Source organism: Thaumasiovibrio subtropicus, from assembly GCF_019703835.1.
In the GTDB taxonomy this organism is placed as follows: domain Bacteria; phylum Pseudomonadota; class Gammaproteobacteria; order Enterobacterales; family Vibrionaceae; genus Thaumasiovibrio; species Thaumasiovibrio subtropicus.
Genome location: NZ_AP023054.1, coordinates 2,706,447 through 2,720,182 on the forward strand (window position 1 = coordinate 2,706,447; position 13,736 = coordinate 2,720,182).

Below are 13,736 nucleotides of genomic sequence, written 5' to 3' on the forward strand. Positions count from 1 at the left end.
GACCCATCATTCAATGACCAACGCTGTAGAGCACTAAGACGACAAGGTTGCGCAAATGTCGCGCCAAGCGCGTTCTACCGCTAACACCACTTCAGTTCTGGCTGGATAAGGAAAGAAACCAGAAGAGATCTGCTCAAGCGTTAATCCATTTTGCATCGCAACTGAAAAGGACTGCATCCAATCGCTCGCATGTTCCCCCACCGCATGCGCACCGAGGATTTCGCCAGCCGACGTGAGATGGACGACGACTGATGCCGTAGGGTGTTGCTCAGTCACAAATCGATCTAACTGGCTAGGGTCGACGACAACGGTGTGAAAGTTCCTCTCCGCCTCGCGCAACTGCGCTGCGGTTTGCCCTAGGTGATAGACCTCAGGCGAGGTGTAAATGGCCCAGCACATACCGTGGTGATCAGTTGAATACACGGTGTCACTGAGTAAGTTTTCAACAACACGTTTGCCCTGATAGCCTGCCGCATGCGTAAAGGCAAATTGCCCATTCACATCCCCAACCGCAAAGATATGCGGTTGAGACGTCCGGCCATAAGCATCAACCTTAATCGCATGCCGATGAGTGTTCACACCCGCTGCTGAGAGCCCTAAATCATCAGTTGTAGGACGACGCCCTGCCGCAACCAAGACATGGCTGCACTGCAATGTCTGTACTTCGTTATCACACTGAATGTCGACAGCAATCTTTCTGCCTTCACGCTGAGTCACACCCGAGACTTGGCACCCTGACAACAAACTGAGCTCTTCACGCAAGTGCTGGCATAACACGTCTCTGACTTGCGGCTCTTCATTCGCTAATAAGACCTTCGACGCTTCAACAACAGTCACGCGACTGCCTAACCTCGCAAAGGATTGCCCGAGCTCCAACCCGATGACGCCACCTCCCACAACAACAAGATGTTCGGGCAACGCCTCAAGATCAAAGAGGGTTTCATTGGTCAGGTAGTCAATGGTATTGAGGCCCGGTATCGGTGGTAATACAGGACGAGAGCCCGTCGCGATAATAAAGTGCTTGCCTGTCACCTGCGCAGGGCACGTCGCTTCAAACGACGGGCTTGGATGCAACGCCAGTGTGGTCGCATCAATAAACTCGCCACGGGCGTGAAAAATATCGGCGCCCATGGCTTCAAAGCGCTCATCACTGTCATGATAAAACAAGGTTTCGATCGCGGCGCGAACACGTGACTTGACTAACGCCATCGACAACGGCCGAGACAGGGATTCTGGCAGTTGACCACCAAACAGGCGCGCACTTTTTCGCCATTGATGCACCTCTGCAGCAACCTTAATCAGCGCTTTGGAGGGTACGCAGCCATGATGCAAACAGTCTCCCCCCATTTCAGGTTGCGCTTCGACAATTGCAACCCGCATGCCAGCTCTTAACGCGGTGGAGGCCGCTCTTAATCCCCCTGCGCCAGCGCCAATAATCACGAGATCATACATCGGCCACCTCATCTTGTGGCAAACCCTCTGATTCATAGGGCAAACCTAAATAGGACCACTCTATCCAAGAACCATCATAGTTAGTGACATGAGGAAAACCGAGAATTTGCGTCAAGGCAAACAGCGTGTGTGCCGAGCGGATACCCGCGTGACAGTAACAATGGATGGTTTGGCTTGGGTTTAAGCCCACTTGCTCGCATAAGGCGAGCAACGCCGCTTTGGATTTGAAGCGGTTGGCGTTCTGCTTATCGACAGTGTCGTGAAAGTCCAGCCATTTTGCGTTGGGCAATCGCCCGGCATAACTGGCACCCGCGACACACTCTTGACCATTAAACTCCGCAGGCAGACGCACATCAAGCAGCACGCTCGCCGTATCACGCTTCTCAGACACAACGGACTGCAATTCAACATGGTCGCTGAGCCAGTCTTGACGCGACACTGAGGCGTCAAAGGCAAAATCACCCTCTGCGTAGCTCGGCGGTTCGCTGACCAAAGAGACACTGGCTTCGAGTAACGCATCGATTCCGCCATCAATGATCATCACGTTTCTAAAACCATATACGGCCAACAACCACCAAAATCGACAGCTGTCGTAGTTTGCTCTGTCATCGTATAGAACGAGCGTTTGATCTTTGTTTACCCCCAATGCGCGCAGCATCCGTTGTAGTGCGTCGGAGTCTAAACGCATGCACGCATAAGGGTAGGCTGTACTAAATAGGGTCGCTCTCGGTACGTTCACCGCCCCTGCCACATGCCCTTGTGAATAGGCTTTTTCGCCACGCATATCGAAAATTCGGCAGTCATGCGCTGCCAAAACATCCGCGAGTTGCGCGGCTTCCATTAAAGCAGTCATTGCATTCCCTCATTGATTGGCAAACGGTGCCTTACCCACATTGTGGTCAGGCACCGAGCGCGTATTTAGGCAGGTACAGGCGCTGCTAAGCGACGCCGAATGTCGTCGACAGAGCCGAAAACATAGTCAGGTTGGATATGGCTTGTCTCGACATCTTCCGCCTTGGTTTCGCCGCTGAGTACCAGACAAGAGGTGATGTTGGCATTTTTACCAATTTTCACATCGGTATAAATGCGATCTCCGACCATGGCTAAACTGCCTTTTTCGAGCTGATATTTTTGACACAGTGCATCAATCATCGCGGCGTTAGGTTTACCCACCACATAAGGACGCTTGCCCGTCGTCGCTTCAATCATCTCTATCATGGCTCCGGTATCTGGCATCACCTTGCCACCCGCAAGCGGACAAACAAAATCAGGGTGCGTCGCCACATAAGGGACACCTTCGATGATCCAGTCACATGCTTGCCAAACGCGGTCGTAAGTCATTGTGGTATCAAAGCCCAGTACCACAACGTCCGGCTTTTCTTCGCCATCAACCAGTTCAAAGCCGGCGTCAACAAAGCTATCCCGTAACGATGCGTTGCCCAACAAGAACACCTTCTTGCCAAAGTTCGACTCTTGCAAGTAAATGGTCGTCGCTTCGCCTGACGTAAAAATCGTCTCCTTCTCAACCTCAATACCTAGATTGGCGAGTTTCTGCTGATAGTTATCACGATTTTTAGAGGAGTTATTGGTCAGAAAGATAAACTGCTTGCCTTGCTCGGTAAGCGCATTCAGAAACTCTGCAGCCCCTTCAATAAGCTTATCTCCTAGATAAATCGTGCCGTCCATATCAAGTAAGAAACAGCCGACATCTTGAATCGATTTAGTCATGCTTACCTCCTGAGAATGTCACTTTCAGTATCATCACTTTGTTTTTGGAGACGGTTTTCTCGAACGCGACCTTTTCCGCAGACTGCGTAAATGGCACCTCTTCACCGCTGAGATAGTCCGTAATTCTCTCAACGGCTTTTTCTACCGCCAGTGAGAAGCGAACGGTTTTCTTGCCGCCGATAAAGAAGCTGGTGAAGTCTTCACGCACATAGTTGGTCACCATCACAACGCCATAATCGGCATCTCGGGTCGCTTCTGGTTTCAACGTCAACCAATGCCCATCGATCTCTTTATCTTTACGATTGACGTAATCAAGGTGCAATGTGGGCTGAATCGCATTTTTCTCAAAGACATAGCGCAACACATCCCACATCAAGCGTGAGTTATCTTCTAAGTGCGCCACATCGGCATGGGTACCAAAATAGAGTGCTTGACCTTGGCCGTACTGATTCAAGGTGATCGCCGGAGAGTCATCAATAAAACGTCCTAGTACCTCGACATCCTCTGCCAATGGGGTGATCTCTTCCTTATGCCAGTGACCGGGATAGTTATGGCCTTTAAAGCTCACAATCGGTTTGACGTTGGCGTAGGCATCAAAAGCGTGAATACCAAACACAGACTGTAAATCGTGACACGGGATATCCGTGTTGTACCAACCATTGCGACCTAGCATGCCACAACGCGCTGAGCCGACCAGTAAACCACCTTGTTCTACGTAGCGTGCCAGTGCCGTACTTAAGGGTTGATCAATGACCGTCATGAAAGGCATCAGGATCGCTTGATAATCATTGGCATAACCCGACTTCACAAGCTCCGGCGTCACAAAGTCGATGTTGAACTGCTGCTCCCACAACACCCGATACGCGCCGCGCAGTGCTTTTACTAAAAACGCTTCTTGATCCACACCATTGGCGACGATGGCATTCTCTTTTGACATCAAGATCGCCACTTTGCCTTTGCCCGTGGTGAGATCCATGATCTCTGCCCCTTTGGCATTGACATGCTCTCCCACCCAGTTGGCGGAAGGGGTACGTGATGTTGGATTGCCTTTAAGATCAACAATCGCCCCCCAATGTAATGGCTGAAACTCCCACTCTCGCCAGCCTTGGAACAGGGTCATCTTGGCATCATGGGCAATGGCTTCAGTGATATTTCTTTCAATATCGAAGCCTTTCACATTTCGGCTTGGGCCGAGCAACCACCCATTGATTGGGCCACTTTCTGTTTCCATTAGCCAATAATCGCGATTAAGCGGGCGTACTGTACTGCGCGCCATATCGAGGAACATCGAGGCAAATTCAGGCGTGGTTTCTAACTTGTCACCGCTACCGGGGTAAAGGTCATAACCAATGATGTCGACAACTTTACTCATCTCGAATTGATCTAAGGCGGTCAATACCCCCAAAGGATCTTGTGATTTCAAGAAAAAGATATTGGCCGTCGTCGGGTGCTCGGTATCTAACGTTTTAATTAACTCATGCTGCCAACCAATAAAGTTGACCAGGTTTTCCATCCAGAACAGACGCCAGTCCATCCAACGCGTCACACTCGACCATCCGGTACATTTCACCTTCGGAGGCTGAATCTCCTCCCACGTTGTATGCACCGTATTGGTTGCCCCCCAGCGATAAGCGTGATTCAGTGCATCGAGGGTGACATACTTGTTTTTCAACCAAGACTGGAACGCCTTCACTGAGTGCTCGCAATAGCAATACAGCGCCACATCACTGCCATCAACCGGCATGAACGGCATGCTGATTTCATTGTGGATTTGGTAGTAACCCAGAGCGGGATGATCTTTGTAGCGATTAACGAGCACCTGAATATAGCGCTCGGCTTCACGACGGAATCCAGTATGGTCAGGGCACGCCCAAGTGTAAGAGACGTTATTTGGGTATTGTTTACCGCTGCTACTCAGCAAATTGACATCTGGGTACTCTTTCGTCAGCCAGAATGGTGGGGAGCAGGTGCCTGTGCCAAGTAAAATCTTCATGCCATAGGCGTGGCATCGGTCAAAAAACGCATCTAAAAAGTCGAAATCATACTGCCCCGGTTCCGGCTCTATACGATCCCAGCTGTTAAAGATCTCCGCGGTGCGAATCAGTTTTATCCCTGCTTCATGCATTAATTGCAGGTCATGTTCCCACTCTTCTCGGCTATGCATCATCGGGTAATAACCCGCACCATATAGAAAAGACGACTGTGTCATTATTTTTGTTCTCCACCGCAGAGCAATAAATCGAGATGTAACCACTTCGCCACCTCTTTAATCAGCGGCAAATCGTCGCTGTAAGAAATCACATAGTGGTGTTCGATCCCCGCCGCCATGATCGTGTCGAGGATCGCTTCGGCTGGCACATCTGGCTGAATGTCCAATTGGTTTGCGCAAAGTGGTCTGTCTTCTTCTACGCCTGTGCCCATCGCGGTAAACAACTGATAGCCATGTGATGTCTCATGCAGCTTGAGCATAGTGACACGCCCCAACTGCAATCGAAATTCTGCCGCCATCCCAATGCCTTGCTTGATGGTTGGGTGCGTGGTGTAGGCCGTTTCCTCTCTAAATCGTGCCAGTTGAGGTGCGGCAGGACCACAGTGCCACGCCTTGAGGTGTCCCACTTCATTGACATTGACGAGGTCAGCAAGAAAACAGGGCGTTTGATACAGGGAGTGATGAATGAACATAGTCGCCAAGGCAGCAATATCGCCCTCACAGGCTGTCATGATGCCTTCATTGTTCAATCGCGATACCACGCCACATACACTGAACTGGTATTCGGACTGAAACTCTGGCCAACACTTAATTGCAAAACCATCAATACCTTGCGCCGCTTTGAAATCCATCAGCGCGAGATAGACACGTGCCGATTTTTCTAAAATGTCATCACTGACCAAGCACTGCGCCACGCTAGCGCGAAAACCCTCAACCGCAGTATCCACGCGTGTGTTTTCTATCGCTTTCGCATCACGGATCAACGTCGACAAGTCGTAGTAGATGATTTCAGCGCCAAGACGATCGCGGAAGTTGAGCTCATCGACATTCGAAAGATAGAACCCAGGCACACGGCCTCCCACTAAGCAAAAACGCGCTCTACGGAAACGACTGCGCACTTTTACGGCCTTGATTGTTCTGTCGATGGCGGGCAGGTTTTCTTCGCGCGTGCCGTAGCAATAACTGAATGTCTTGCCGACTTTCTTCATAAAGCTCGCGAACATGTTCACGCCGCACAAGGAGTTGAGCGGTAGGCTGATGTCACCCTCAAGCAGGGGTTCACGGTAGCCAATGAGCATCATCGGGGTATGGCGAAACGTCTCGATCAAGTACATCATGACACTGCCGAAGCTGTAGGTGCCACACTCCACTAACACCAGTTCGGGCTGCTTTGCGGCAAGTCGGTCAATCGCCTGACGCGCTTGCTGCTCATCAATCAGTATCTCTGCTTCTGACAGCAACTGAATATCGTCACGCTGGCGCAGAAATGCACTGTTTTCAGTCAAATATTGCTGGGCAATATCAAAGCGAAAATTCGGGAAACCCAACGATAAGTGGGCAACTTTCATTGTCATGCGATTACCTCTTCTGTCTGCGCACTGGCGGTCACATGCGGTTGGTAGGCGTTTGAAGATGTTGATGCGAGAGGGGTGGTCGCTTTCCCCAAAATGGCACTGCTGCAATAGGTCATCTTGGCGATGATGTCATCGCTAAGCGCGCGCTGCGCTTTTGCGAAGCTTTGAATCATCAATGCCGATGGGTTCTCCTTTGCCTCTTGCTTAATCGCGTTCATAAAGGTGCTATCGAGCTCTGTAAAATAATTGATTTTTCGAACACCGAGAGCGATAGACTGGCGAATATCATCAACGGGTATCCCTGTACCGCCGTGAAGCACAATGGGGCGTGAAATGGACAAGCGTATTTGGTTTAAGCGTTCAAAATCGAGCTTAGGGGGGCCAACATGGAAGCCATGTGCATTGCCAATCGCGACAGCGAGTAAGTCAACTTGGGTTTCCTCGACAAACGCTTTCGCTAATTGCGGATCTGTATAGACATCGTCCAGTGACGGCTCATCGCTTCCCGCTTCATTACCCAGCACCCGACCCAGTTCAGCCTCAACTAAAACCTGCTTTCGGTGTGCGGCATAGCAAACGGCCTTTGTACCTTGAAGGTTCTGGTCATAGCTTTGCTTTGAACCATCAAACATCACTGAGTCGAACCCAGCATCGATGGCTCGCAGGCAGTGCTCAACCTCTTCTGCATGATCGAGGTGCAGGGCATAGTCAACATTGTGTCGTCTAGCCAATACGCTCACCAACTCGACAAACTCATCATAATCGATGCCTTGAAAGTCCAGCTGTAACGGGGCAACTTGCAAAATCAATGCGGTTTGCGTTGATTCTGCTGCATGTAGTGCCGCTTTGATGGTCTCCACATTGCTGACATTGACAGCCACCAGCGCGGAATTATGTTGCTCAGCTTGATCCAGCAATCGCTGTAATCGATTCTCCTTCATGCTTACCACCCAAAGCCAATCGCAGTTGAAGGGGCAAGCCAAAGCGCTTTCAAGGTGTCATCCACACGACAGAAGGACAACGCAATGCCCCCCATCTCCTGTGTTGTGATGAAGTTGCCAATCGCTGGCTTCACCGACGCGATGCCACGCGACTTAAGGATCTGGTTGACGTCATTAAAGAAAATCAGCAGTTCCATATACGTGGTCTGACCGCAGCCATTGACGATCACTGCGAGTTCATCACCCGCACGGTATTCGCCATCCTCCAAGAGGGATTCCGTCATCACCTTCGCAACTTCGGCCGCGCTTTTGAGCTTCATATTATGTGCTGCGGCTTCACCATGAACGCCAATGCCAATCTCAACTTCATCGTCGGCAATTTCAAACATGGGCTTTCCTGTGACAGGGGAGGTACCCGGTATCGACGCCACGGTGAGGGTTCTCGTATTGTCCCTTACTCGCTCAGCCATTGCGCAGACCGCCTCAAGGTCATGCCCTTGATCTGCATAGGTACCGGTTATCTTGTAGTTGAACAAGGTGCCTGCAGTGCCACGACGTTCATGCTCTTCTCCCTTGGGAGCAGAGGCAATGTCGTCGTACAAGATGACGCCTTTACAACGAAGATCATCGTCTTCTGCCATATCAAGTGCCATTTTCGAATTCAGCACGTCACCTGCATGATTCGAAATCAGTACACAGACACCCGCCTCACTGTCCATCATTTCAACGGCATCACGTAGCGGGTCTGGCCCTGGAGCGGCAAACAAACCACCACAGATATTGGCATCCAGCATGTTCTCACCAACAAAACCGATACACGCGGGTTCATGCCCAGCACCGTTACCGATCACCACCGCCACTTTATCCGAAGCTTTTCGCTGACTACGTACAACGGTTTGCGTGCCGGGTAATAAGCGGACGGTTTCTGGATAGGCCGCAGTAAAACCCGCTAAGGTTTCAGCAACGATCGCTTCCGGTGCGTTAACAAACTTTTTTGCTACCATGATTTAGGCCTCCCGACGAGCAATAAACTGATGAATGGTGTGGATCAGATAGCTAAACGACGTTGCGCCCGCATCCTGATGACCGATGGCTTTTTGTTGTAAGTAACGCGACCGACCGCGTTTAGCGATAAGGGGAATCGTCGATTGCACACCTTCGTTAGCCGCAAGCACAGCAGCATCAAAACCGGCTAACAGTGAACGCGCATTTTGTTCCGCGTCGACCAAAGCCAAAGCCGCAGGCACCATGGCATCAACCATGGTTTTGTCTCCCGGTTTTGCCCCGCCAAGATCCGTCACTTTTTGGTGCGCGTTGACGAACCCTTCCGCAAACTCTTTTAGCCCAACTTCCGTTTTTCCTCTGCACGCTTTTGATAGCTCTAAAAAAACACTGCCATAGAGTGGCCCCATCGCGCCGCCTAATGTGGAGATTAAAGTTCTGCCGTACACTTTGAAGTAGTCGCGACAACTGGCCGCGTCCATTTCCAACATTTTCAATTTGGCGGCTTCGGCACCACGCGCCATGGTGAAGCCGTGATCGCCATCGCCAATCACCGAATCGTAATCGGACAACTCTTCTTTCTTAGCGATAAACATTTCCGCAATGTCGATCAATAACGCACGTACTTCCGTCGCTTTTAACATGTCTGTTCCTCACTAAACTGCTGTTGCATAAAGGCAATTCCACCTTGAGCTGCTGCCCAACCATCGGTTTCAACATGGCGCCAAATAAAGGTAGCCTCGCCCACCTCGCAATCGGGCATAACGAAGTTTTCAATCGTTAGCCAGCGGTCATAATTAATCGCTTGTAGTGCAGCCTTGACGCCTTGCCAATCAATCGCCCCGGTTCCCGGAATGCCCCGCGTGTTTTCGCAAAGGTGCACATGATGGATAAACTCACCGCCACGATGTATTGCTGCACTTAAGTCTTTTTCTTCAATAAAACTATGAAAAGTATCGAGATGAAGGCGTACATTCAGATGGTCAATGCGGGCCATATACATCAGCCCTTCTTCCACCGTATTCACAAAGGAAGACTCATAGCGATTAAGAATTTCCATCGCTAACGTCACATTGCGCGCCGCGGCATAATCGCCAAGCTCTCTTAATGTCGCCAGACTGCGCTCAATGCCGGCGGCACCTGCTTGGCGCGAGGTAAACACCCCCCAAGGTGCATAGATGACCCCAGCTAAGGTATCTGAGCCAAGCTGCTCACAAATATCGATACAGGCTTTTAAACGCTGGACGCCATTCGCGTGGCGCTGCGGATCCGCAGAGGTGATATCGGCTTCTGGGTGCAAACCCGTGCCACAAGTACACTGCAGTCCGTTATCTTCGAGCGCTTTTTTGGCGGTTTCGATGTCGAAGGTCTCAGGGGACATGAGCGGAAACTCGACCCCGTCATAGCCCAGCGCTTTGACTTTCGGCATCAGGCTGAACAGGTCGTCACCCCATTGCTTAGTCAAGGTCGATAAATGAATACCAAACTTCATAACCTTCTCCCCTAGAACAAACCAGCAAACAAACTAGCAATCCCTGCCCACAACGAGAATTCATTGCCGCCATACAACATGAGGAAGTTGCCAACTGTGCTCGCGAGCATAGGAATGGTAAAGGCCACGAGGAGCATCAATGTGATGCCACCAATCGCGCTCGTTAGCACCGCCGCTTTGATACCACCGCGTTTGTTCGCAAAAATCGCGCCCGGTGCGACATCGAAATAGCAGGCAATCGTCAATGGGATAATGGCGTAAGCCAAATAACCGGAGCTGCTCAAGAAGAACAGAGTGGCGATCGAGCTGATCATCGAGACCACAAAGCCAATCAGCAACGCGTTCTGTCCGTAAGGGAAAATTAATGGGATATCTAAGGCGGGAATGGCACCCGGCACGAGTTTGTCCGAGATCCCTTTAAATGCAGGCACAATCTCATTCAGCATCATTCGCACACCTTGCAGAATAATCACCATTGCCGCCGCAAAGGTGAGACCCTGAATAATGGCGAAACTGAGCAATATTTGTTCACCGAAGATGTCAGCACGTGCTTCTGCACCAATGACGAGACCAACAATGAAGTAGACAGCCGCCACCACCAAACCCGAGGTCACGGTTGTTTCGCGGAAAAAATCTAACGCTGGCGGGACATTAATGTCTTCCGTCGACTTATTAGGATCACCAACAAACTTGCCGATGAACGCACCCAAGGCGCAGAATATGGTCGCAGTGTGCCCTATCGTAAATCCGTCATTACCCGTTAGTTCCTTCACTAATGGCCTTGCAATCGCTGGCGAAATTACCACGTAGGCTACTTGGAAAATCGTCGCAAACACGATTAACGCTAAGCCATTAATTTCCGCTTCTACCCCCATGGCAACAAAGATCATGGCGAACCAGTAGAGTACATTGCCGGTGAGGTAAATAGACTTAAAACGGGTGTAGCGCGCTATCACGATGTTAAAGACAAACCCCAGCAACATAACGATGCCGATTTCTGTCCCAAACTCCGCAATAAAGTCGCCAAAATTAGCTAAAGCCGCGCCTTCATACGCGACATCTTCGATAGCAAACAGTGTCGTGAACGCTTGGGCTAGCGGGTCAATACCGCGGATGATAAAACTCACCCCTTCAAGCAGTATCAACATGCCCACAATGGCTTTGACTGTGCCTTTGATCACTGCCGATGCCGATTGGCCTTGCAGAATCAAACCCGCCATTGCAATAAGACCAATGAAAATAGCTGGGTCTCTAATCAGCTCAAGAAGCATAGTTAATATGGTGTCCATGCCTATTTCCCCTGAATTCAGGCAATACGAAGCCATGACCTAAAATCAGGCCAAAACAACGAAAAGAGAGAGGAAGCCCAAACACTTAGCGCCAACTCCGTCAACGTCACCGAATCCGCTGATGTAGTGACGGGTTGGTCATGCCATTTGGGCTCAGGATTTTAAGCGGTGGCGAGAATCTCTTGGATCACATCAAGCCCTTTAGCGGCGACTTCTTTGTCATCCATAAAGTTATCAATAACAATGACCGGACAGGTGACTTTGTCGCGCATCTGGCCACCGATCTCATTAGAGGTGAAGACAAGATCTGCAATGCCATCGGATACCGAGGTCACATCAACCGGGTTAACTTCGGCATCTATACCATGAGCTTTTACGACTTTATCAATGGTCATTTTCAGGATGAGGCTACTACCAACACCAAAACCGCAGACAGAGACAATTTTTAGTTTCTTAGACATGATTTTCACCTTTTAGTATTCACACATTTTCTCAACCAACTGCGCTTTGTTATCGGTTTCGCGCAGAAAGGTGAGGTTGTCGTCATCAGATAAGAACTCACACAGATTTGTTAGCACTGACATATGGCAATCTTTACTGGTTGCCCCAAACGCAAACACAGTATCGACCGGATCGTTCTCTGCAGAACCAAACTCGACCGGCGTATCTAACGTCAGCACACTGATACAATCTTTTTTCACGCTGCTGTCTGGCCTTGCATGCGCAAAAGCAATACCCGGAGCAATGACAACGTAGGGGCCTAACTCCTTAATTGCATCCACCATTCCGTCAACATAGGCTTGTTCAACTTGGTTTGTGTCCAATAACAGTTGTCCCGCTGTTCGCACAGCGTGTTCCCAGCCGCTCACTTGAGCATTCAATTGAACAACGTGTTCATCGATGTAGTCTTTCAGCATGCTTCGATTACCTTTGCACTGTAGGGTGTGAGTAAATCTGTTGTTTCTTTCTTATTTGTCTAGAAAAGACTATATATCGTCCATAACAGGAAACTATTCCCACATTTAAATTACGTGATTAACCCCTTCATTTTTGCTCATTTGAAACAAAAAATAGTGACAGGAAGCTCAAAATTGCTCAAATGAGCAATATAAATACTAAAAATGAAAACAGCAATGGATATTGATAAAAAATGGCAGCCCTGATTGGCTGCCATTTTATTCAATTCTTATACGGTATTAGGCGGGGTCATTAACGGATATACATCGCACACCATCTCGCATCAGCATCTCAACTTTATCTGGCTCAATGTAGTCCGTGTAAAGACAATGAACTGAAGACCATGCGGCTATTTTTACTTGTGATCGCCTTACCCATTTACTGCTATCGGTGATCAGCAAAGTATGGCTCGCTTGCGCAATAAGGCATCGGGTGACATCCGCTTCACTGATATCATAATCATAGATCCCATCATCAATATCCATGCTACCGCAGCTGACCACTGCGTAATCAGCTTTGAACTGTTGAAAGGCATTGATCGTGCTGTACCCCACCAAATCTTTATCCGCATGGCGTAGCACTCCTCCCACCACCACCACCTCGATGGCCGGGGCTTGCGACAAAATACTGGCCACAGAAATGTTGTTGGTGATAACACGGAGATCTTGGTGTTGTAGCAATGCCTGTGCAACACACTCGGCAGTTGTACCGAAGCCCAGAAAGAGGCTGGTACCTGCACCAATATCCTCTACGAGCCGCTCGGCAATGACCGTTTTCGTCTCATAGTTTGTCGCTTGACGCTCAAAGAAAGGCTTATTGCTAAACTGGTTGTTCTTTGTGATGCCGCCAAAATAGCGCCTTGCGACACCAATCTCGCAAAGCAGATTGATATCACGGCGAATTGTCTGCGTGGAAACGGAGAAATGGTCAGCGAGATCATCAGTGTGCAACTTCTCCTTTTCCTCTAGTAACTGGCAAATTTGCTTTTGCCTAAGCGATAACTTGTCATCATCCATCTCAGCAACATCCTAACTTCAATTGAATGTTCAAATGAAACGACGAGCAGGATAAAAAGTCAAGACCATCAACCAAAATCACAGGGCAAAGCACAAACCTTCACTATCAAAGACAACCTTCGTTATCCTAGCGAAGAGAGACAGCGAACAACACGAAACTCAATAATATTAATATTAAGCATTAATAAAAAGAATCACTCTGAACACTATATTAAAAGACAATTTACATTAATCTAAAAATAAACTAAAACTCAACCATAAAAATAAAAATTTCATTGCCTACTGGTTTGTTTAA

The 13,736-nt window shown here is 49.3% G+C and carries 13 protein-coding genes; all 13 read right to left on the bottom strand.

Translation table 11 applies throughout. From position 1 onward, the window contains the following. Nucleotides 1–33: 33 nt before the first annotated feature. Nucleotides 34–1,452, bottom strand: coding sequence for a dihydrolipoyl dehydrogenase family protein (locus tag TSUB_RS11910; protein ID WP_159064809.1), 1,419 nt, complete (start codon nt 1,450–1,452; stop codon nt 34–36). Continuing rightward, nucleotides 1,445–2,305 carry a sulfurtransferase gene (locus TSUB_RS11915; protein WP_087017621.1) on the bottom strand — a complete coding sequence of 287 codons (861 nt, stop codon included), beginning with the start codon at nt 2,303–2,305 and terminating at the stop codon, nt 1,445–1,447. The genes TSUB_RS11910 and TSUB_RS11915 overlap by 8 nt, the downstream gene beginning before the upstream one ends. Nucleotides 2,306–2,370: 65 nt before the next feature. Further along, nucleotides 2,371–3,180 carry an HAD-IIA family hydrolase gene (locus TSUB_RS11920; protein ID WP_087017624.1) on the bottom strand — a complete coding sequence of 270 codons (810 nt, stop codon included), beginning with the start codon at nt 3,178–3,180 and terminating at the stop codon, nt 2,371–2,373. Continuing rightward, nucleotides 3,173–5,389: a beta-galactosidase gene (locus TSUB_RS11925; protein ID WP_087017626.1), complete on the bottom strand. Its 2,217-nt coding sequence runs from the start codon at nt 5,387–5,389 to the stop codon at nt 3,173–3,175. Before TSUB_RS11925 ends, TSUB_RS11920 begins: the two co-directional genes overlap by 8 nt. Next, the gene (locus TSUB_RS11930) at nt 5,389–6,744 is read right to left on the bottom strand and encodes an L-fucose/L-arabinose isomerase family protein (protein WP_087017628.1); all 1,356 of its coding nucleotides are present in this window, start codon (nt 6,742–6,744) and stop codon (nt 5,389–5,391) included. The genes TSUB_RS11925 and TSUB_RS11930 overlap by 1 nt, the downstream gene beginning before the upstream one ends. After that, nucleotides 6,741–7,685: a class II fructose-bisphosphate aldolase gene (locus TSUB_RS11935; protein ID WP_087017630.1), complete on the bottom strand. Its 945-nt coding sequence runs from the start codon at nt 7,683–7,685 to the stop codon at nt 6,741–6,743. The genes TSUB_RS11930 and TSUB_RS11935 overlap by 4 nt, the downstream gene beginning before the upstream one ends. Nucleotides 7,686–7,687: 2 nt before the next feature. Then, entirely contained in the window at nt 7,688–8,689 is a 1,002-nt protein-coding gene (locus tag TSUB_RS11940; RefSeq protein ID WP_087017631.1) for a dihydroxyacetone kinase subunit DhaK, read from the bottom strand. A 3-nt stretch (nt 8,690–8,692) separates the two neighbouring features. Beyond that, nucleotides 8,693–9,331, bottom strand: a complete 639-nt coding sequence (gene dhaL, locus TSUB_RS11945) for a dihydroxyacetone kinase subunit DhaL (RefSeq protein WP_087017634.1) — start codon at nt 9,329–9,331, stop codon at nt 8,693–8,695. Beyond that, nucleotides 9,325–10,179 (bottom strand): sugar phosphate isomerase/epimerase family protein, encoded by an 855-nt coding sequence (locus TSUB_RS11950; RefSeq protein WP_087017635.1) that lies wholly within the window; start codon nt 10,177–10,179, stop codon nt 9,325–9,327. The genes dhaL and TSUB_RS11950 overlap by 7 nt, the downstream gene beginning before the upstream one ends. Before the next feature lie 11 nt (nt 10,180–10,190). Continuing rightward, nucleotides 10,191–11,468, bottom strand: coding sequence for a PTS ascorbate transporter subunit IIC (locus TSUB_RS11955; protein ID WP_087017637.1), 1,278 nt, complete (start codon nt 11,466–11,468; stop codon nt 10,191–10,193). A 161-nt stretch (nt 11,469–11,629) separates the two neighbouring features. After that, a complete protein-coding gene (locus TSUB_RS11960) occupies nt 11,630–11,929 on the bottom strand; it encodes a PTS sugar transporter subunit IIB (protein ID WP_087017639.1) in 300 nt (99 codons plus the stop codon). Between the two features lie 12 nt (nt 11,930–11,941). Continuing rightward, nucleotides 11,942–12,385, bottom strand: coding sequence for a PTS sugar transporter subunit IIA (locus TSUB_RS11965; protein WP_087017641.1), 444 nt, complete (start codon nt 12,383–12,385; stop codon nt 11,942–11,944). Nucleotides 12,386–12,664: 279 nt separating this feature from the next. Next, entirely contained in the window at nt 12,665–13,441 is a 777-nt protein-coding gene (locus TSUB_RS11970) for a DeoR/GlpR family DNA-binding transcription regulator (protein WP_087017643.1), read from the bottom strand. Nucleotides 13,442–13,736: the final 295 nt, after the last annotated feature.

Coding starts and splice junctions, on each gene's coding strand:
- TSUB_RS11915 (WP_087017621.1), bottom strand. CDS start 2,305: ATGACTGCTTTAATGGAAGCCGCGCAACTCGCGGATGTTTTGGCAGCG.
- TSUB_RS11940 (WP_087017631.1), bottom strand. CDS start 8,689: ATGGTAGCAAAAAAGTTTGTTAACGCACCGGAAGCGATCGTTGCTGAA.
- TSUB_RS11930 (WP_087017628.1), bottom strand. CDS start 6,744: ATGACAATGAAAGTTGCCCACTTATCGTTGGGTTTCCCGAATTTTCGC.
- TSUB_RS11970 (WP_087017643.1), bottom strand. CDS start 13,441: ATGGATGATGACAAGTTATCGCTTAGGCAAAAGCAAATTTGCCAGTTA.
- TSUB_RS11925 (WP_087017626.1), bottom strand. CDS start 5,389: ATGACACAGTCGTCTTTTCTATATGGTGCGGGTTATTACCCGATGATG.
- TSUB_RS11910 (WP_159064809.1), bottom strand. CDS start 1,452: ATGTATGATCTCGTGATTATTGGCGCTGGCGCAGGGGGATTAAGAGCG.
- TSUB_RS11955 (WP_087017637.1), bottom strand. CDS start 11,468: ATGGACACCATATTAACTATGCTTCTTGAGCTGATTAGAGACCCAGCT.
- TSUB_RS11965 (WP_087017641.1), bottom strand. CDS start 12,385: ATGCTGAAAGACTACATCGATGAACACGTTGTTCAATTGAATGCTCAA.
- TSUB_RS11920 (WP_087017624.1), bottom strand. CDS start 3,180: ATGACTAAATCGATTCAAGATGTCGGCTGTTTCTTACTTGATATGGAC.
- TSUB_RS11950 (WP_087017635.1), bottom strand. CDS start 10,179: ATGAAGTTTGGTATTCATTTATCGACCTTGACTAAGCAATGGGGTGAC.
- TSUB_RS11935 (WP_087017630.1), bottom strand. CDS start 7,685: ATGAAGGAGAATCGATTACAGCGATTGCTGGATCAAGCTGAGCAACAT.
- dhaL (WP_087017634.1), bottom strand. CDS start 9,331: ATGTTAAAAGCGACGGAAGTACGTGCGTTATTGATCGACATTGCGGAA.
- TSUB_RS11960 (WP_087017639.1), bottom strand. CDS start 11,929: ATGTCTAAGAAACTAAAAATTGTCTCTGTCTGCGGTTTTGGTGTTGGT.